We start from the raw sequence: 19,823 nt of genomic DNA on the forward strand, positions 1-19,823 counted from the left end.
GCATGGAGAGGTTTTTCTATGTAAATGAGTTTTTTCGACAGAAAAAGTTTTTTATCTCTCCGCAGTCAGACAATCATTGCAAATTTTCTTATATATAATGAAGAGAAAAGGTTGTCCAGATTGGGAGTGGAAAAATGAAAACGTATGAATTGTATTTAATTCAAGAGGATATTGCGAAAGCTTATTTTGGTCGTGAATATTTGTTTTTTGATTTATTTGCTCGATTTTCAGAATCTGGGTCCCTTTCGGAGAAAAAAGTGTTATATAAGCAAATGATGTATATAACGATGCCATTGCAAGTAATGAAAATTCATCATAAATTAGAACAAGCTTTGCGCGTTCTTGGTAAATATGATAGAACACATCATACACATACAATTTATACGGGAGCGGAGTACGGCGAAATAATGGTGAAACCGCACTATATTCGTATGAATACCTCTGGAAATGTCTCAATGGAAACGACGTTCTTTGAGGTGTTAAGAAAGTGTGAATTAACATTTTTAGCTATGGATTATGAAAATACAAAGTACGGATGGCTGAATCCTCTAAAACAAGTACGAACATATGTGTAAAAAATGTCGAATTGTATCTTGTCTTATTGAAAAGGTTTTAGTACACTGTAAGGTAGACAACATGAAGGAGGAAAATATATGCCAATTTGGTTAGGTATTCTAGTGGGCGTAGTAGCACTAGTAGCAGGCGTGGCGTTAGGATTTTTCATTGCCCGCAAATACATGATGAATTACTTACAAAAAAATCCACCAATTAACGAACAAATGTTAAAAATGATGATGATGCAAATGGGACAAAAACCTTCCCAAAAGAAAATCAATCAAATGATGAGCGCAATGAACAAGCAACAAATGAAATAAGCGCTAAAAGACACTCGCTAAGAGTGTCTTTCTTTTTGTTAGTTATAGTTTTTAAAACTTTTAAAAATTCTGTATCTTTGGTAAACTGAAAACATCGCTCATTTTAAGGGAGGAGGAAAAAAATGAAAGTGTTTATGAATTTAGCGTGGTTTTTTAAACAAGAAAAACGAGCGTACATAACTGGAATTATTTTATTGTTTGGCGTTGCACTTTTAGAACTTGTAGCACCAAAAGTAATTGGAATCGTTGTAGATGAAATTAATGATGGAACATTGACGACCGATAAGTTACTAAAATGGGTTGTACTATTAGTAATTGTAGGTATTACGATGTACATATTACGTTACATATGGCGTATTATGATTTTCGGGTCTTCATTAAAATTAGCTCGCCAATTACGAAAAAATTTGTATGAACATTTTACAAAGATGAGTCCATCTTTCTATCAGTCAAATCGGACAGGTGATTTAATGGCACATGCGACCAATGATATTCAAGCGATCCAGCAAACTGCTGGAGCAGGTGTTTTGACGCTTGTTGACTCATTAGCTGTCGGAGGATGTGTACTCGTAGCGATGGGTTTTACAATTAGTTGGAAGTTAACATTATTAAGTTTAATTCCAATGCCGATTGTAGCTATTTCGACAAATTATTATGGAACTTTATTACATAAAAGGTTTCATAAAGCACAGCAATCGTTTTCGGAAATCAATGATAAAGTGCAAGAGAGTATGAGTGGAATGAAAGTGATTCGCTCGCTTGGACAAGAGAAAGAAGATTTACAGGCGTTTCGAAGAAAATCAGAAGATGTTGTACATAAAAATGTGTTAGTTGCACGTATTGATTCGTTATTTGATCCGACAATCTCTCTTATCGTTGGATTTTCTTTTTTAATCGCAGTATGTTACGGATCGGTATTAGTTGTAAGAGGTGAATTAACAGTAGGTGATCTCGTTACATTTACGACATATTTAGGTACCCTCGTTTGGCCAATGTTAGCGTTTGGATGGTTATTCAATATTATGGAGCGTGGGCGTGCTTCATATGACCGTGTAGAAAAAATTCTTTCACAAAAATCAGATGTAGTAAATAGCGAAAATGCTGTACATACAATAGCGAGCGGTAATGTTTCGTTTGCCGTTGATTCATTTTCGTATAAGAAAAATGAATTGTTACATTTAAACGATATTCACTTTGATTTGAAGAAGGGCGAAACGCTAGGAGTTGTAGGACGTACAGGCGCAGGGAAAACGACTTTATTAAAATGTTTAATCCGTGAGTATGATCATTTTAATGGTGAATTAAAAATTGGGGAGCGAGATATTCGAGATATAACACTTCATGGTGTCCGTTCTGCCATTTCATACGTGCCGCAAGATCATTTTTTATTTTCAGCAAGTATTGGCGAGAATATTGCCTTTGGAAAGGCGGATGCTACATATAATGAAATTACCCAAGCAGCAGAGATTGCTTGTATTCATAATGACATCCTCCAATTTTCAGAAGGATATGAAACAGTAGTAGGGGAAAGAGGTGTTTCGTTATCTGGTGGTCAAAAACAGCGAATCTCTATTGCTCGTGCTTTATTAACAAATGCTGAAATTTTAATTTTGGATGATTGTTTATCAGCGGTAGATGCAAAAACAGAAGAGACGATTTTAAGTGCCTTAAAGAGGGAGAGAGCAGGGAAAACGACGATTATTACTGCACACCGATTAAGTGCAATTCAGCATGCCAATCTTATTCTTGTTGTTGATGAAGGTAGAATTGTACAAAGAGGTACACATGAGGAATTAATGAAGGAAAACGGCTGGTATAAGGAAATGTATGAAAGCCAGCAATTAGAAGCTTTAGTCGAGAAAGGAGGCGTATGATGGTAGAGAAGAAGCGAAGTGATTTAAGTAGATTGCTTTCCTATATGAAGCCATATAAAGGGTTACTATCTTTAGCATTTATCTTTTTAGTTGGTGCGACAGTAACGGAAATGATGGGTCCTTTTTTAATTAAACAATTCCTCGATGAACACCTAGTACCGCGGGATTTTGAACGATCAGCGCTCGTTACTTTATTTGTAATTTACATAGTTGCTCATTTATTAAAAGTACTATTTACGTATTTAAATCTATTGTACTTTCAGAACATTGCTTTTAAGATTGTTCAAGATATGCGAGTTGAAGTATATGAACATGTTCAAAAGCTGTCATTAAGTTTCTTTGATCGTACGCCGATTGGTACACTTGTATCGCGTATAACAAATGATACGGAAGCGATTAAAGATTTTTATGTCAGTGTATTATCAACATTTGTAAAAAATGTAGTCTTTTTAGTAGGTATTTTAGTAGCGATGTTTTTATTAGATGTAAAATTAGCGCTATTTTCTCTCGTATTAATTCCGATAATGTTTGCGATTATGGTATTATATCGCCGGAAAAGTGCAGCTTTTTATTTAGAAGTACGTAATCAACTAAGCGTGTTAAATGCAAAGTTGAACGAGTCCATACAAGGAATGAATATTGTTCAAGTGTTCAGACAAGAAAAACGTATGAGAAAAGAGTTTGAAGAAGTGAATAATAAACATTATAGTGCAGGGCGACGTACTTTGAAGTTAGACGCATTACTTTTACGACCAGCTACGGATTTAGTACATATTGTAGCTATTGCGTTAGTACTAGGTTTATTTGGGATTGATGCTTTAAAGAGCCCTGTTGAAGTAGGAGTTTTATATGCTTTTGTTAACTATATACATCGTTTCTTCCAACCTGTAAATGAGATGATGATGAAATTGTCCTTCTTCCAACAGGCACTTGTTTCGTCATCACGTGTATTTCATTTAATGGACGAGAAAGATTTAGCACCGGTTCAAAAAGGTAATGAGAATCCTCAAATCGTGGATGGAGATATTGAATTTAAAAATGTTACTTTTTCATATGATGGAAAGCGTGACGTTTTAAAAAATGTATCATTTCACGTGAAACAAGGGCAAACGGTTGCTTTTGTTGGGCATACTGGTAGCGGAAAAAGTACGATTATGAATTTGTTAATGCGATTTTATAATATTAAGTCAGGAAATATTGTAATAGACGGTGTAGATTTAGAAAAATTTGAAGAACGAGAAATTAGAAAGAAAATAGGACTCGTATTGCAAGATGCATTTTTATTTGCTGGAAATGTAAAGCAAAATATTCGTATGTATAATGAAGAAATTACGGATGAAGAAGTAAAAGAAGCTGCTCGATTTGTGCAAGCGAATACGTTTATTGAAAAGTTACCAAAACAGTATGAAACAGAAGTAGTAGAAAGAGGTGCAGCATTTTCAAGCGGTCAACGACAATTAATTGCTTTTGCTAGAACGATAGCAACGAATCCGAAAGTATTAGTATTAGATGAAGCAACAGCTAATATCGATACAGAAACAGAAGAGGCTATTCAAACAGCGTTGCAACAAATGCGAAAAGGTAGAACGACGATAGCCATTGCGCATAGGTTATCTACAATTCAAGATGCGGATCAAATTTTTGTGATGCATGATGGAGAGATAGTAGAGAGAGGGACACATCAAGAATTATTAAGTGAGCAAGGTTTGTATTATAATATGTATTTGCTACAAAATAAAGTGAGTTTGCAAAAGGCCTTGTAATACAAGGTCTTTTTTATTTTGTATAAAAAATATGTTTACTCTTTGTTTCTATAGCATAAATGTCGTGTCCTCTTATGAAACTTGTACATATTGTATGTATACGAAGTAAAAAAATGATAGGAGATTTTATATGCAAAACAGATCAAGTTCAAATGTTACGTTTATTGATGTGTCTCATTGGGAAGGGAATATTGATTGGAATGCAGTGAAGGCATCTGGAATTCCAGCAGCGTATGCAAAAGCGACAGAAGGTGTAAACTACATTGATCCTACTTTTACTAAGAATGTACAAGCAGCACGAAATGCGAATGTATTAATTGGTGCATACCATTTTGCGCGCCCAGAACAAAATGATGCAATTTCAGAGGCAAAATATTTTGTGAGTATATTACAAAATAACCAGACAGACTTAATGCCAGTTCTGGATTTAGAATCACCAACAGATCCGAGTAACAGTAATTTAACTGGTAACGCTATATCGAATTGGGCAAGAAGCTTCATAAATTATGTGAAACAGGCTACTGGAAAAGATGTAATGTTATATACAGGAGTTTGGTATATTAATGAGTTCGGAATTAGCGGATTAAGTGATATACCGCTTTGGATTGCTAAATACTCGAGTACACCGCCTGCTGATGCTGGTGGATGGACAACGTGGACAGCGTGGCAGTACACAGATTCTGGACAAATTTCAGGCGTAGGAAATTGTGATGTATCAGCTGCAGTTTCATTAGAAGCTTTAAAAGGGAATGGAGCAAGTGGTGGAGGTAATGTTTCCCCGCCTAATAATGCAACTCCAGTGTACGGGGTTGCTATAATTAATGGAGATAATGTGAATTTGAGAAGTGGACCATCTTTGCAGTCTAGTGTAATTCGCCAATTGAATCGTGGCGAAACATATGAAGTTTGGGGAGAACAAGATGGATGGCTTTGTTTAGGGACAAATCAGTGGGTATATAATGATCCGAGTTATATTCAGTATAAACATTATGTGGCGACTATTACTGGTGATAATGTAAATTTGCGTGATGCTCCATCATTAAATGGAAATGTTATAAGACAGTTACATCATGGTGAATCGTATCGAGTATGGAGTAAGCAAGATGGATGGCTTTGCTTAGGGACAAATCAATGGATATACTACGATCCAAGTTATATTCAGTATGGTGTACAATAGAGTGAAAATAAAAGGTGCCTCGTCAGAGGTGCCTTTTATTAAAAATATACAACTTTTACAAAGTCTATATCGAAACCATAGTATACTATAATAGATATATTTATAAAAAATAATCGATAATGAAATAAAGGGGTAAAAATATGAATTATGTGCTAATAGGTACGGTTTTAATATTATTAGCTGTAGTATTTGTGCTGTTTTATAAAAATAAACAGTTAGAATCAGAGAGTCAGCAAGTAGAATTTGAAAAGAAACAAGCGATTGAAACGTATAAAAATGAAATTGCAGCTACGGTGATAGAGCATAAAGAACAACAAAATAATTTAAAAAATATGGAACAGAAAAAATACAATGATTTACAAGTAAGTGCAAATAGAGAAATTGAAAATATGCGTATGATGAAAAATCAATTAGCTGTGCAGCATAGTAAAGAACGTAGTGAAATGCAAAATAAACATAATAACGAAATACATATGTTTCAAAAACTAATTGCAAATCTACGAGAATATACTAAAAACGGCGCTGAAATGAATACGTACGAAACATTACATTATATGAAACGAGGATTCATAGAGCAAGGCACCATATTAGATGCTGAAATTCAAATCATGCCGAATGTTTTTATTAAAAATAATAGTGAAATAAACGATAATCGAATCCATCATCTCATCTTGTGCAAAACTGGTATTTATCTACTTGAGACGAAAGAATGGGAAGAGAAATTAATTCATGGTTTAACGAAAGAAAATGCTGGTATATATTCATTTATGATTGATGAAATGGGTAAGTATCAACAAGAAGTTGAAAAAGAAGAGACATTTGAATATATAGTAGGTAAAGATTCGTCAACTATACAAGTGAAAAATGAAGGGAATCCAGTATATAGGGCGAAGAAACTATCTCAAATTTTATACAGTGGTTTGAAAGAAATGCAGGCTAATAGTATAAAAGAAAAAGTAAAACCAGTTGTATATTTTTATAATAAAAATGGAAAAGAAATAGTAGACCTTTCTAGTGAGGAAACACCTAGATTAAAAGATCGGGAGCAAATTGTAACGTTCTTTAGAAATGAAATATTAGCAGGGGAAGTAGTATATACAGTGCAAGAATTAGAACAGATTCAAGAAATGATTAGCCGGATGAATTATATAGTGAGTTAAAAGGGGAGATCTTTCTGAACGCTATGCTACGTGGCATTTTGTATGTCTCTTTTTGTTTATATATAGTAATGTACATTGTATTTATATTCGTCATTGATATGGTCCATATACCCTTAAGTGTAAGGAGCATTTTTGTAGTATTCATACCATTTGTTTTATTAGTCATGATTCAAAGGGCTATTTTATATGTTTCTAAAAATCGTAATGAAGAAAAGAAGCAAATGTTGGGGGGGTTAATAGTAGCACTCATACCATTAATAGTGTGCACTGTACAACTAAGTGTAAATGAATATACATCAAAGTTTAATCAAAATAGATGGTTAAATCATGCAGATAAGCGGGTACATATGGTAGATGATCTATTACAAAAATATAAATTAATAGGGAAATCAAATGAAGAAATTACACAATTGTTAGGAGCCCCAACGGAAACGAGAAGTGGGGAAGAAGGAGTTATCACTTTGTATTATCTTGGGACTGAACGTGGCTTTATTCCAATAGATAGCGAACAGCTTATTTTACAATTTGATAGAGATGGTAAAGTCATGGAATATACGGTGCATAAAGATTAAAGAAACGTGGAGGGAAGCTATATGTTATAGCTTCTTTTTTATTTTTCAATATGTCAAGGAAGGGGGAGAAGGTTTTTGAGTGGAATAAGGAATGAAAGCGGAGGTGATGCATATATATAGATGCATTGGGCAATTATTCGCCCGATTGGTGAGGGTTAATAATCAATAAGTACGGACCAAAACCCCACTGATGAAAGTTTCACTTTATCATATTGTATAAATGAAAAGGAGGTAAGACGGTGAAAGCAATCCCGACTGATGTCCTGAGTAAAGAATTGATGGAAAGAGAAGGAGTTATATCTATTACAGTAAAGGAATTTGAAAAAATAGAAGTAGCTGGAGTAGTAGTAGCTGGTCCAGCGGTTATTTTGATTAATCAAGATTAAGTACATATCATTGAAATAAAAAGCATCCATCTAGGATGCTTTTTATTTGTATGTAGGGATAAATATGATGGATAATTGTGTTACTGGAGGGAAAGTCTGTGGCAATTATTATAACAATGTTAGTAATGGGTATTTTATTAGGATTTGTTGGAGCTGGAGGAGCTGGGTTTATTATCGCGATACTCACTTTAGTATTTCATATTCCTATTCATGTTGCTCTTGCAACATCTTTAACTGCAATGGCGTTTACGACATTATCAGGTGTTGTCAGTCATTACCGTGAAGGTAATGTAGCACTTATTATAGGCGGGATTGTTGGGGGATTTGGCGCAATTGGCTCTTATATTGGTTCTAAATTTGGTTCACTTATACCAGCACATCTTCTTCATTGGTTTACAGCTGGGATGTTATTTTTATCGGCAATTTTTATGTTTATTAAATTAATTATGTTCCAAAACAAAGAACAGTCATCTTTATATAAGCATAAAGAGTTTTCCATGAACTACTTGTTGAAATGTATATGCCTTGGATTAGTTACTGGAATGATGGCTGGTTCATTTGGGATTGGTTCTGCACCGTTTATTCAGCTTGGATTAATGGTTCTATTGGGATTAACGATTCAGCAATCTGTAGGGACAACAATGCTTGTTATATTACCGATTGCAATTGGAGGCGGTCTAGGATATAGTTCGGAAGGATATTTAGATTATATATTGTTATTGCAAGTATTAATTGGGACCATGTTAGGGGCATATATTGGCGCGAAGTTTACAAATTATGCACCGCGAATGCTTTTGAGGTTTTCGATGATTATGACACCGGTTTTAGCTGGATGTATGCTATTGATGGAGTAAGGTGAAATTATAATAAGTAGGGGGTTACTGCTTACAAATAGCGGGATAAAATTAATATAGCAAACTATTAATATATTTTACGAATGAATTATGTAGGTAATTCATATTTCCCATATAAAAGGATTTGTTTTAATATTATGAGTGTAAAGTTCGAGTATTCGAAGTACTACTTGAATTATATCCCTATCCCTTTTCTAAAAATGCGAACAAGTTTTGCCCTATTCTATTCAATAGTTAATTGCATAGAAATATATTGTTCGATGACCATTATGGAACGTACATAATGGGAAAATCCCGATCCTTAAAGAGGATGCCCCTAATCTTCATGTGAAAATATGATCGGATAAGAAAGCTGACCAATTTATGGTCGGCTTTCTTTTTGTTCAAAAACAATTTTTTCTTTAATTTCTGTTTGTAATAATACAGTTTTTCCGAAGCGACGTTTGCATTCCGCACGCACTTTTTCAATGGCTAGTAGCTGAGTAGTCGCGGGAACTGTGACAATAGCTTGGCGAGCCTTTCGATTTTCTTCACAAAAGACACATTCCACAACATAATTAGAAATCATATTTTCATCCTTCCAGTTTTAATTTCTAAAAAAGGATTGTCTATGAAGTTGATGTAATTTTTCGTCATTGTTTTATTATTTTCCTCTTTTTTTCAAGGGGAAAATAAAAAAGAGGGCGAATTTTAGTAGGGGAGGGATGTTTATGGAGAGATGGATAGGTAGTGCAGCGGTATGTGTAAATGAAAGAAATGAAGTTTTAATGGTACTGCAGGGCAAAGAGGGAGAAGAAAAAAGATGGTCTGTCCCAAGTGGAGGACTTGAAAAGGGAGAGACACTAGAAGAATGTTGTATCAGGGAAGTTTGGGAAGAAACAGGTTACAATGTGGAAGTGGTAAATAAAATATATGAAAAAGAGGGTATTACATACGGTGTTCCAGTGTATGTCCATTATTATTTTGTTAAACAAATAGGCGGTAATATGAAAATCCAAGATCCTGATGAGTTAATACATGAAATTGCTTGGAAAGGGATACATGAAATTGAACAATTGTGTTTAGCTTTTCCAGAGGATTATGAATTGCTGTGCCAATATATAGATAAAGAAGCAAGTATGTAAATACTTGCTTCTTTAATGTATCCAAGACAAGAAAAGCGGAACGATAACTAAACTAGCGCCTGCTGTTAAAAGCATGGATAAACTTGCAATTGTTCCTTCCACAGGACCGATTTCGAATGCTTTTGATGTACCGGTTCCATTTGCGCTCGTTCCTAACATAATACCTTTTGCGATTGCTGTTTTAATGCGGCAAATGCGTATGAGAGAAGGACCGAGCAATGCTCCTGTTAAGGCAGTTAAAACGACAAATACAGCAGTTAATTGTGACATACCACCAATCATTTCTGAAATAGCCATTGCGATTGGTGTTGTTACGATATGTGGCGCTAAACTATGTTCTAGTGATGAATCAATTTGAAAATAATTTGCTAGTAGTGCTGAAGTAATGACTGATAAAAACGAACCGACAATGACATTAAGTAAGATAGCCATTCCATGTTTCTTTAATAAATCAAAATATTTATAGATTGGCCATGCAAAAGCAACTGTTGCGGGCTTTAATAATTCAGTTAACCAGTGACCACCAGATTCATATGTTTCATAAGGTGTATCTAATCCGAGCAATAAAGCAATTAAAATAATGGGACAGACGAGAAGAGGAGAAAGTAGACTCCAATTCCAACGTTGATACATTTTTTTTGATATCCAATATGTGAATAGTGTTAATAGTAAACAAAGAAATCCGATCATTGCGTTGATCCTTTCCGCTTTAGTAGCAATTCTGTTAAAAGTCCTGTAACTAAGGTAACGCAAAGAGTGCTAATCATAATAATTAAAATGAGATCGATTCCATATTGTGTTAGTGTATCTCTGTAACGTATGACAGCGACTGCAGAAGGGATGAAAAATAAAATAAGTTCTTTTAATAAAAAATCTGCTCCGTCCTGTATCCATTCTTTTTTAACTAGGTTAAATTTTAACGAAATTAATAATAAAAAAATACCGATTATACTTCCTGGAACTGGGAGGTGTGCCTGTTTTGCAATCCATTCACCTGTCCAAGCGAAACAAAATAGTAATAAAATTTGTCCGCTTAACTTCCACCATTTCATACAGTAACCACCTCTTTCTTTTTTTACATAAAAATTGTAAAAAAGAATTAACAATTTCTACTATACGTTCATTCAAAATATTTGTCTAATATATAAATTATATGTTATTAATATATTAGACATATTAATCGAAAGTGAAAAGGGTGTCCAAAAATGGAATTACGGCATTTGCAATATTTTGTTGTTGTGGCAGAAGAGTTACACTTTGGACGGGCAGCTGCTCGTTTACAAATGACACAACCACCACTTAGTCAACAAATACAGCAATTAGAAAAAGAAATGGGAGTTACATTATTTTCAAGAACGAAAAGAAAGGTTGAACTAACAGAAGCAGGAGAAATGTTTTTAAAAGAAGTAAAAAAAGCGTTTGAACAAATTGAAAAAGCAGTAGAAGTTGCACAAAGTGCGCAAAGGGGAGAAGTAGGATCACTTTCAATTGGTTTTGTAGGTGCGGCGATATATGATATTTTACCATCAATTGTTAGGGAATATAGAAAGAAATTTCCGAGAGTGTCTGTTGCATTACATGAATTGTCAACACCAGATCAAGTTCATGCACTTCATGATAACCGTATTGATATTGGCTTTTTACGTCCACCAATTCCAACACAATTATTAGAATTAGAGCCAATTCAAAGGTTATCTTGTACCTTATGTTTACCAAAGGCACATCCACTTGCAGAGAAAGATGAAATACATATAGAAGATTTACGAGATGAGCCGTTTGTATTTATTACGAGACCAGTATGGCCAGCTTTGTATGATACAATTTTATCTCTTTGCAGAGAAGTTGGATTTAGTCCACGTATTGTACAAGAAGCAACAGAGTATCAAACAGTTATGGGGCTTGTAGCGGCAGGGATTGGAATTACAGTAATACCCGTATCGGCAAATAAGTTATATAAAACAGAAGTTGTATATAAAGAATTATATGATTCTAATTTTGTGGCAGAAATGTCAGTGGCTTACAAAAAAATGAATAGTAATCCAGAGCTGCTAGAGTTTTTAAAAATTGCAAGAGAGAAGAAAAGAATAGAAGTAGAGGATGAGCAATAGTAGTAACAGAATATGGATTTAATTCAAATCCATAAAAGTACACCTTATTAAACAATAAAGCGGAAATGCAACTTAAGTTGCATTTCCGCTTTATTGTTCTTTTTTTAGCTCGATACTGAATAGATAAACGTGTTCATTTTCTTTTAAGAGTAGATCAATACCTGTTTCTTCATCAATGGTAGGAACGCTTACAGTTTCTTTACTTGTTTGGATTACAGCAGCTAAAATTGTTTTTTGATTGTATTTTAAATTTTTTATAGATTGGATTGTAGTAGTTGCGGAGCTATTTACGCTTGGTGGTGCTTCTTCATGAACAAGCGTTGAAGCACCTTCAATATTCATATACCACTGCCTTTTTTCTTGTATATCTTTATCGAATTGGAAATGTGGTGGTAAAAAAGAAAGCTTTACTTTCTTTTTTGAAAAATGTGAGGTAGCTATATTAGCAATTTCTTTTGTTTTTTTACCATTGTTATAATAATCAATTGTAGCATTTATTTCATCTTTATCATTTTTAAGCGTAACGTTATAAAACATGCTATTTCCTTCTTGAAAAGGAGTCATTTGTAAAATAGAAGCTTGCTCTTTTGTTAATTTGTATGGCTCAACAATGGCAACTTCATTGTTTTTTATTTGGCTACAACTTGTGAGTAATAATAAAAACAAGATTGATAGTAATTTTATACGCATGCAATCTCCTCCTTTTTACAATTATATTCTAAATGTGATTTTTTATCATTTCGTTTTCTAGGACTAAAGACTTAGAAGAAATTCCGATTGTAGTGCGATGTTTAAAATGTCATATTTTTATACACTAGTAGTATAGAATGCGTATGTAATAAGGTAGGGGAAGAATTTTATGTCTTTATGTCGGTTAGCGAGAAAAAATATAAGAACATTTGCTACCAAAAGGATGAAGCAATTTATGTGGATTGCTATGAGTATTATGATTTTGTTTTTTATGATATCGTTACAATTTAATGAAGGAGCTATTTTGAAAGTAGGGGATGCATTTGTATTTCAAATGTATTTTTACACACTGTTTATTGTACTAATTTTCATATGTATTTTTACTACATATAAAATGATGTACTCCCTTTTGCTAGTGAGGAGAGAGGAGTTTACATCTTATGTAGCAGAAAATATAAAAAGAAAAGAAGTACTATGTTTATTATGTCAGGAGCAATTATTCATTTATGGAGCAGCGTTTGTTTTTGGATTAGTTAATGGGATGTTATTTTTAAAATTATTTACGATTATTTTTATAAGAATAGCAGGAATACAAGGGATAAATAGTGCACCGATTACAATATATGCAATAGTAGTAGTGAGTATAATTATGATTGTTATCCTTCTATTATCGATGGTGCAATGTTTTCGATTTGTTCAAAGTTTACAAGATAAAAATTCGTTGCATTTCAAGAAAAAGGCATGAGAAATCATGCCTTTTTCCATTTTACACATAAAAATAATCATGTTACAGTGAAAAGACCTGACAAAGAATGGGAAGGAAAGGTTGTATAGAATGACAAATGAACAATCAATTGTAAAAGTCGATCGGTTAACGAAGCGAATCGGATCAAAGACACTTGTACAAAATATTAGTTTTGAAGTGAAAAAAGGCGAGGTTGTCGGTTTACTCGGACCAAACGGTGCTGGAAAAACGACTTTAATGAGAATGATGGTTGGTATGATCCGTATGACAGAAGGTGAAGTATGGATTGATGGTCAATCTGTGAAACAGCAATTCGAAAAAACAGCTGCGAAAATTGGAGCGGTAATTGAGACACCTGAATTTTATCCTTTTTTGAGCGGCTATGAAAATTTAACATATTTCGGACGAATGAATGGTAATGTGACCGAAGAACGTATCGATGAAGTAGTGAAATTGTTAGGGATGGGACAAGTAATTGATCGCAAAGTAAAAGCGTATTCACTCGGCATGAGACAACGTTTAGGAATCGCTCAGGCACTTATTCACGATCCAGACGTGTTGATACTAGATGAACCGACAAATGGATTAGACCCTAGTGGAATACATGAAATGAGAATGTACATAAAAAAAATTGCACATGAACAAGGAAAAGCTGTACTTGTATCAAGTCACTTACTTTCAGAAGTTGAATTAATGTGTGACAGAGTTATCATTATTCAGCACGGGGAATATGTGGCTACGCAAAATATTCAGCATAGCCAAAGCGAAGAGATGGAGACGATCCGTATACGTGTAGATGATGCGAATAAAGCAGCAGAAATATTAGGGCATGATGTTTTAGTAAAAGATAATGAATTACTTATTAATGTAAAAGATGAAGAAATCCCAAATGTTATTCGTACATTGCTTGAGAAAAATATTCAAGTGTATCGTGTATATGAAGAAAGAAAAACGTTAGAAGAGCAATTTTTAGAATTAACAGGGGGAAAAGATATTGTTTAATTTAGTATATAACGAACTGTATAAAATATTTAAGCGGAAGCGAACGATTATTCCATTTGCAGTTATTGCAGTATTAATAATCGGATTAGGATGGGTCACGGTAAAGTATTTTGAACCGGAAACAAAAGGATGGAAAGTAGATTATACAGAACGAACTGTAGAAATTGAGAAAAAGCTTGGCATGAAAAAAGAAGCTATTTTAGCAGAAAAATCAGGGGATGAGCTTGTAAAAGAATACCAGCTTAAGATGAAGCATTTAGATACGGATACAGCACCGGCAAGCAGTTCTCCACTTTCTTTCATGAGAGATACAGGTTTTATCGTATTTCCAATTTTGCTCCCATTTATCCTCGTGTATGCAAGTACAATTTTTGCGAATGAATATAGCTGGGGAACATATAAATTTTTAACGATACGACCAGCGAGTCGCTTTAAAATTTTAACAGCAAAATTTTTAGCAATCGTTATATTTGCAGCTTTATTATTTATATTTAATATGATCTTCTCCGCTTTATGTGGACTTGTTATTTATAAATTCCAACAGCCTGCATGGAGTGAGTTTATTTTCCAAGATGGAAATATAATAAAACAAAACATTTTTGTAGAAGCAAGTAAATATTATGTTTTATCGTGGTTACCAACGGTTGTGTACGCATCGTTTGCATTTATGATTTCTGTGTTAACGAGATCTAGTGGAGGTGCAATTGGTATTTCACTATTCCTTGCTTTATCAGGCAATATTGCGTTATTAGCAGCCACTAGATATAACTGGGCGAAATATTTATTGCCAGCAAACACAGATTTATATAGTATTTCAAAGAACGGAAGTTTTATTGATGGAGTAACATTCCCGTTTGCATCATGTATGTTGCTACTTTATTTGTTCGTATTTTTATGTATTTCATATACTGTGTTTTTAAAACGTGATTTAACTTAATAAGAAAAGCCGTTCAGGGTGCTGAGATGCACTTTGAACGGCTTTTTTTATGAGAATTGTTTAAGTGCTCTTTCGGCTAGTAAAGCAAAGTATTCTGCACTTATAGGCAGTGCCTCTTCATTAATTGTAAAAGCAGGATGATGCCATTCATGTGTACCGCTCGTTCCCATAAAGACGAATGAACCTGGTATTTCCTGTTGGTAAAATGAGAAATCTTCTCCAGCCATTGATAGACTAGGCGAGATGATATTAAGATTCATCTTTGTGGCAACTTGAGTAGATAAGTCTGTAAGAGCTTTATCGTTGTGAACAGCAGGAGGACCTGAATAAAAACGGAATTTCGTTTTTACACCTAATGCATCAGATACACCTTTAATAATACGCTCCATGAGTGCTGGAATCTTTTCACGTGTTTCAGCTTGGAACGTGCGAATCGTTCCTTCTAACGTAGCTTTTTCAGGAATCACGTTCCACGTATTTCCTGCGTGAATATTTGTAACACTAACAACTGCATTATGAGATGAACTTATATTTCGGCTTACAATTGTTTGCAGTGCCATCACAATTTGAGAGGATGCGACAATAGGATCTACGCCAGCATCTGGTACAGCCGCGTGTGTACCAACTCCGTGAATTTCAATTTCAAATCGATCAACTCCAGCCATCAGTGGACCATCTTTAATGCCAATTGTACCTACTGGTAAATCAGGTTTATTATGCATGCCGAAAATCGCTTGCACATTACGTAAATGTCCAGCATCAATAACTTTGCAAGCGCCATTACTACTTTCTTCAGCTGGTTGGAATATGAAGCGAACCGTTCCATTTAGGGAAGGTTCTCTTTCTTTTAATAAGAAAGCAGTACCTAAAATGGCAGCTGTATGAAAATCGTGTCCACAAGCATGCATTTTCCCTCGTACTTTAGATGCATAGGACAAATGTGTTTCTTCTTGAATAGGAAGGGCATCAATATCAGCACGAACTGCTACAATTGGCCCGTTTTTATTACCAGACACTTCAGCGATAATTCCTGTTTCTAAATTGGAGTCAATGATAGTAATGTTTTTTTCTTCTAACCAATTTTTTATTGCTTTTGTTGTTTCGAACTCTTCATATGATAGTTCTGGATACTCATGTAAATGTCGACGGATGGAAATAAGTTTTTCTTTTAGTTGATTTGAAATAGATACCATGTAGTATGCCTTCTTTCTTCAGCAAAATATTTATCATAAGTATACAACAATAAAAGAGAGGATTCTCAAATGAAAATCCTCTCTCGTTTATCCCGTATTAATGGGCAGTCCGATTGGTTCAACTAATTAAAGTTTCACTTTATGCTGCGACTTTTTTATGCGTATGATGTTTACGATAACGTCCACGCATTGCGTATGCAATTTGCGGGATTGCAATCCCGATTAAAATAAGTGATACACCGAACCATTGTGAAGATAGTACAGCCTCTTTTAAAACGAATACGGACATAATTGTTGTAACTGGTAGTTCCGCTGCACCAAGAATAGTTGCTAAGCCAGAACCGATTTTTGGAATACCGATTGTAAAGGCAATAGATGGAATTACGATACTAAATGTTCCTAATCCTAAACCGTATTTCCAAAGACCTTGAGAAATGGCACCATTAAAAATAAATGTTGGTGGGAATACAATCATGACTAAAGTTAAAGCACCAGTCATTAAGAGAACACCGCGCGGTAATGAAGGTACTTCAATAGCAACTTTTCCGCTCACGAAAATGTATGTTGCGAATGTAACAGCAGATAATAAACCTAAAATGATCCCAGTCGTATCGAAAGCACCTGCTGATTGTTCAAGTAAACCACTTGATAAAAATGTCCCTACAAGTAAGAAAATAACAGAAATAACTTTTTCTCTTGAAGGTAATGTTTTTGTTGCGACTGCTTCAATGATAATTCCGACCCAAACAAATTGGAATAAAAGAATAATTGCAATAGAAGCTGGTACAGTTTTTAATGAAGCATAATAAAAAATTCCGGTAAAACTTGCAGATGTTCCTGCAACGAATAAAAGTAATGCTTGCTTTAAAGGAACGCGATGTCTAGAAAATAGAAGTGTAATAGCAAGCAAAATAATCCAACCGAACAAATATTGGCTGCCAATTACCTCTCCAAGTGAAAATCCTTCTGCATATGCAAGCTTAACAAAAATAGCTAAAATTCCATAACTACACGCTCCTAATAAAACTAAAAGAGAATAACGAAGCATGAAAAATTCCTCCCATCTATATGAAGTTGTTCCGTATCGAAAATATATAACTAGAGGGAAGTATACAAAATTAGAAATAAAGGGTCAAATGAAAGAAAAGTATGACATTTTATAGAATAATAATAAAAGTATGATATTTATGCATAATCTTGAAATTATTAATAGTAGAAGTATTATAAAATCAACTTTGCATTGTATAGAGCCAGCATTTGAAAAAAATATTTTTTAAACCAATATGTATATAGACGTACTAGTAACGTGCTAATTATTTGAGAAACTATGTTACCTTTGTTATGGTAATGACAATTAAAGGAGTTTCATAATCCATTTGAGTTTTTTCTATATAATAGAAGGAAATGAAAACGTTTTATTAGAAACTGTGAGGAAGTACTTTTTTCTTATTGCCACGTTGTAAAAGTGATTTCACGAATTGTTCATAGTATTTTTATGTGTTTTTGTTACAATATTTAGGGAGAGGAGTGGAATGATGCAAGATATTAGTATTTTTTTAGCGTTTGGCGCCGGGTTCTTATCATTTATTTCCCCATGTTGCTTACCGCTTTATCCGGCATTTTTATCGTACATAACAGGTATGTCGGTTTCTGAATTGAAAGAAGAAAATGCAATGCTTCGCAAAAGAAGTATGATACATACAGCGTTTTTCTTACTTGGATTTTCAATTATATTTATTGCAATTGGATTTGGTACAAGTTTTATTGGAGGAATCTTTACTGACTATAAAGATTTAATCAGACAGTTAGGTGGTATATTTATCATCGTGTTCGGCTTAATTATTGTCGGGGTGTTTAAGCCGAAATTTTTAATGCAAGACCGTAAATTTACATTTAAAAATCGTCCAAGTGGCTATTTTGGATCAGTACTAATTGGATTAGCCTTTGCAGCAGGGTGGACGCCATGTACCGGACCAATTCTAGTGTCGGTAATTGGATTAGCAGCAACAAACCCAGAATCAGCAATGATTTACATGATTGCTTACATACTTGGATTTGCTATCCCGTTTTTCGTACTGTCATTCTTTATTACGAAAATGTCTTGGATTAAAAGAAATAGTATGGCCTTCATGAAAGTCGGAGGATATATTATGATTGTTATGGGGGTCTTCCTATACTTTAACTGGATGACGAAAATTATCGTATATTTCTCAAGTTTATTTGGTGGTTTTACCGGTTTTTAGTATTATTCTGCGAAAATGTTGGAAATACTAACGGAAAAGCATATAATGAAAGTATATTTTGCATATAGCCACAAAAAAGGATGAGAAAATATGAACATAGTTCTTTTATCAAGTATCGTTGCTGTTTGTATGGCTGTCGGTGCGATGTTTATTCGTTTAAAAGCAGCTAAGAAACCTGCAACATTGAAAAAAATTATACTTCCGCCATTTTTTATGAGCACGGGAGCATTGATGTATGTTTTTCCTGAATTTCGATTAACTCCAGCGGAAATGTTAGAAGCAATTGGCGTCGGTTTGTTTTTCTCTATTTTTCTTATTAAAACATCTAAATTTGAAATTAGAGGACAAGAGATTTATTTGAAGCGTTCAAAAGCCTTTGTTTTTATATTAATTGGATTACTTGTCGTGCGGATTGTATTTAAAACATACTTAAGCCAATCTCTTGATTTAGGACAACTTAGTGGCATGTTCTTCTTACTGGCGTTCGCGATGATTGTGTCATGGAGAATTGCCATGTACCGTTCCTTTACGAAATTACAAAAGGAAATGGAAAAAGAAGATGGTTTTTATAATGAAAAAGATATGAAGCTAACTTAAAAACTGTATATGTACCAAATAAAAAGACAGCGTCAAAGGCGCTGTCTTTTTTATCGAAAATAATATGAAGTTACTTTGCGAGTAAAGATCGATAGTTAGAATAATCAATCTTTTTTTCTTGTAGTTTTTTAATTAAAAATTTATGATCACGCTTTGGTGTGGCAATGATATATCCTTTAATAATTAAGTCTTGTGTAATTTGAGAGGCATTTTCTTGTAATGCAAGTTCCCCGATTTTTCCAGCAATCTTTGATTTTGCAACATCGCGAAATAGTTCTGGAACAGGACTTACAAGCTCTTCTAACAATTGTTTTTGTTCGTCAGCCCATAAATGTCTCGTTTTATTTATGTAGTGTTCTTCCCAATCCAAAATGGACATGCCGTCTTCTTTTGGTAAACGTTTTAAAAATTTTCTGAACATAAAGTATCCACCGATAGACATAAGCCCTAATAAAATAACCGTCCATAATACAATGAACCAACTGAACCATCCTTCGAGCAAGCATATCCCCCCTTAATGATA

Annotated in this window: 23 protein-coding genes and 1 pseudogene; 17 read left to right on the plus strand and 7 right to left on the minus strand. The window is 34.1% G+C overall.

Features of this window, described 5'->3' with window-relative positions:
* Positions 1-134 precede the first annotated feature (134 nt).
* From sirA to MR107_RS16400, 9 genes are all read left to right on the plus strand, one after another.
* On the plus strand, positions 135-575 hold the full coding sequence (sirA, locus tag MR107_RS16360) for a sporulation inhibitor of replication protein SirA (RefSeq protein ID WP_000860636.1): 441 nt from the start codon (positions 135-137) through the stop codon (positions 573-575).
* A gap of 78 nt (positions 576-653) precedes the next feature.
* Positions 654-875: a YneF family protein gene (locus MR107_RS16365; RefSeq protein ID WP_001123317.1), complete on the plus strand. Its 222-nt coding sequence runs from the start codon at positions 654-656 to the stop codon at positions 873-875.
* Between the two features lie 122 nt (positions 876-997).
* On the plus strand, positions 998-2,749 hold the full coding sequence (locus MR107_RS16370) for an ABC transporter ATP-binding protein (RefSeq protein ID WP_000862455.1): 1,752 nt from the start codon (positions 998-1,000) through the stop codon (positions 2,747-2,749).
* The gene (locus MR107_RS16375) at positions 2,749-4,512 is read left to right on the plus strand and encodes an ABC transporter ATP-binding protein (RefSeq protein WP_000229520.1); all 1,764 of its coding nucleotides are present in this window, start codon (positions 2,749-2,751) and stop codon (positions 4,510-4,512) included. The genes MR107_RS16370 and MR107_RS16375 overlap by 1 nt, the downstream gene beginning before the upstream one ends.
* A gap of 130 nt (positions 4,513-4,642) precedes the next feature.
* Positions 4,643-5,689: a GH25 family lysozyme gene (locus tag MR107_RS16380; protein ID WP_001181398.1), complete on the plus strand. Its 1,047-nt coding sequence runs from the start codon at positions 4,643-4,645 to the stop codon at positions 5,687-5,689.
* Positions 5,690-5,829: 140 nt separating this feature from the next.
* The gene (locus tag MR107_RS16385; RefSeq protein ID WP_001110284.1) at positions 5,830-6,849 is read left to right on the plus strand and encodes an NERD domain-containing protein; all 1,020 of its coding nucleotides are present in this window, start codon (positions 5,830-5,832) and stop codon (positions 6,847-6,849) included.
* A 23-nt stretch (positions 6,850-6,872) separates the two neighbouring features.
* Entirely contained in the window at positions 6,873-7,421 is a 549-nt protein-coding gene (locus tag MR107_RS16390; RefSeq protein WP_000943745.1) for a hypothetical protein, read from the plus strand.
* 239 nt (positions 7,422-7,660) lie between these two features.
* On the plus strand, positions 7,661-7,807 hold the full coding sequence (locus tag MR107_RS16395) for a BC1881 family protein (RefSeq protein ID WP_000644411.1): 147 nt from the start codon (positions 7,661-7,663) through the stop codon (positions 7,805-7,807).
* Between the two features lie 98 nt (positions 7,808-7,905).
* Positions 7,906-8,661 carry a sulfite exporter TauE/SafE family protein gene (locus tag MR107_RS16400; RefSeq protein WP_000974659.1) on the plus strand — a complete coding sequence of 252 codons (756 nt, stop codon included), beginning with the start codon at positions 7,906-7,908 and terminating at the stop codon, positions 8,659-8,661.
* A gap of 361 nt (positions 8,662-9,022) precedes the next feature.
* On the opposite strand, the gene MR107_RS16405 is transcribed toward MR107_RS16400, so the two are convergent.
* The gene (locus MR107_RS16405; RefSeq protein WP_000625222.1) at positions 9,023-9,229 is read right to left on the minus strand and encodes a DUF3903 domain-containing protein; all 207 of its coding nucleotides are present in this window, start codon (positions 9,227-9,229) and stop codon (positions 9,023-9,025) included.
* Positions 9,230-9,371: 142 nt separating this feature from the next.
* Here MR107_RS16405 and MR107_RS16410 point away from each other — a divergent pair, with 142 nt between their 5' ends.
* Positions 9,372-9,785, plus strand: coding sequence for an NUDIX hydrolase (locus MR107_RS16410; protein ID WP_000442981.1), 414 nt, complete (start codon positions 9,372-9,374; stop codon positions 9,783-9,785).
* Positions 9,786-9,797: 12 nt separating this feature from the next.
* Here MR107_RS16410 and MR107_RS16415 read toward each other — a convergent pair whose 3' ends face one another.
* Both MR107_RS16415 and MR107_RS16420 read right to left on the minus strand, forming a co-directional pair.
* Positions 9,798-10,475 (minus strand): LrgB family protein, encoded by a 678-nt coding sequence (locus tag MR107_RS16415; protein WP_000578954.1) that lies wholly within the window; start codon positions 10,473-10,475, stop codon positions 9,798-9,800.
* On the minus strand, positions 10,472-10,837 hold the full coding sequence (locus MR107_RS16420) for a CidA/LrgA family holin-like protein (protein ID WP_000872365.1): 366 nt from the start codon (positions 10,835-10,837) through the stop codon (positions 10,472-10,474). The genes MR107_RS16415 and MR107_RS16420 overlap by 4 nt, the downstream gene beginning before the upstream one ends.
* Before the next feature lie 153 nt (positions 10,838-10,990).
* Here MR107_RS16420 and alsR point away from each other — a divergent pair, with 153 nt between their 5' ends.
* Positions 10,991-11,893 (plus strand): acetoin biosynthesis transcriptional regulator AlsR, encoded by a 903-nt coding sequence (alsR, locus tag MR107_RS16425; protein WP_000423235.1) that lies wholly within the window; start codon positions 10,991-10,993, stop codon positions 11,891-11,893.
* Positions 11,894-11,983: 90 nt separating this feature from the next.
* Here the strand turns inward: alsR and MR107_RS16430 are convergent, their stop codons facing one another.
* Positions 11,984-12,583: a hypothetical protein gene (locus MR107_RS16430; RefSeq protein ID WP_025687645.1), complete on the minus strand. Its 600-nt coding sequence runs from the start codon at positions 12,581-12,583 to the stop codon at positions 11,984-11,986.
* A 169-nt stretch (positions 12,584-12,752) separates the two neighbouring features.
* Here MR107_RS16430 and MR107_RS16435 point away from each other — a divergent pair, with 169 nt between their 5' ends.
* From MR107_RS16435 to MR107_RS16445, 3 genes are all read left to right on the plus strand, one after another.
* Positions 12,753-13,328, plus strand: a complete 576-nt coding sequence (locus MR107_RS16435) for an ABC transporter permease (protein WP_000050617.1) — start codon at positions 12,753-12,755, stop codon at positions 13,326-13,328.
* Between the two features lie 90 nt (positions 13,329-13,418).
* A complete protein-coding gene (locus MR107_RS16440; RefSeq protein ID WP_000180622.1) occupies positions 13,419-14,330 on the plus strand; it encodes an ABC transporter ATP-binding protein in 912 nt (303 codons plus the stop codon).
* Positions 14,323-15,267 carry an ABC transporter permease gene (locus tag MR107_RS16445; RefSeq protein ID WP_000482759.1) on the plus strand — a complete coding sequence of 315 codons (945 nt, stop codon included), beginning with the start codon at positions 14,323-14,325 and terminating at the stop codon, positions 15,265-15,267. Before MR107_RS16440 ends, MR107_RS16445 begins: the two co-directional genes overlap by 8 nt.
* A 47-nt stretch (positions 15,268-15,314) precedes the next feature.
* Here the strand turns inward: MR107_RS16445 and MR107_RS16450 are convergent, their stop codons facing one another.
* A complete protein-coding gene (locus MR107_RS16450) occupies positions 15,315-16,460 on the minus strand; it encodes a M20 peptidase aminoacylase family protein (protein WP_242292524.1) in 1,146 nt (381 codons plus the stop codon).
* 139 nt (positions 16,461-16,599) lie between these two features.
* The gene (locus MR107_RS16455) at positions 16,600-17,508 is read right to left on the minus strand and encodes an EamA family transporter (protein WP_025687647.1); all 909 of its coding nucleotides are present in this window, start codon (positions 17,506-17,508) and stop codon (positions 16,600-16,602) included.
* A gap of 322 nt (positions 17,509-17,830) precedes the next feature.
* Here MR107_RS16455 and MR107_RS31710 point away from each other — a divergent pair.
* From MR107_RS31710 to MR107_RS16465, 3 genes and pseudogenes are all read left to right on the plus strand, one after another.
* A pseudogene (locus tag MR107_RS31710) lies at positions 17,831-17,979 on the plus strand (peptidase T).
* Positions 17,980-17,995: 16 nt separating this feature from the next.
* Positions 17,996-18,703, plus strand: a complete 708-nt coding sequence (ccdA, locus tag MR107_RS16460; RefSeq protein ID WP_001152676.1) for a cytochrome c-type biogenesis protein CcdA — start codon at positions 17,996-17,998, stop codon at positions 18,701-18,703.
* A gap of 90 nt (positions 18,704-18,793) precedes the next feature.
* Positions 18,794-19,300 (plus strand): CcdC family protein, encoded by a 507-nt coding sequence (locus MR107_RS16465; protein ID WP_001028439.1) that lies wholly within the window; start codon positions 18,794-18,796, stop codon positions 19,298-19,300.
* A gap of 70 nt (positions 19,301-19,370) precedes the next feature.
* Here MR107_RS16465 and MR107_RS16470 read toward each other — a convergent pair whose 3' ends face one another.
* Positions 19,371-19,802, minus strand: coding sequence for a DUF2621 domain-containing protein (locus MR107_RS16470; protein ID WP_000889373.1), 432 nt, complete (start codon positions 19,800-19,802; stop codon positions 19,371-19,373).
* Positions 19,803-19,823 lie beyond the last annotated feature (21 nt).

This window comes from Bacillus cereus group sp. BfR-BA-01441, assembly GCF_022663075.1.
Classification (GTDB): Bacteria; Bacillota; Bacilli; order Bacillales; family Bacillaceae_G; genus Bacillus_A; species Bacillus_A cereus.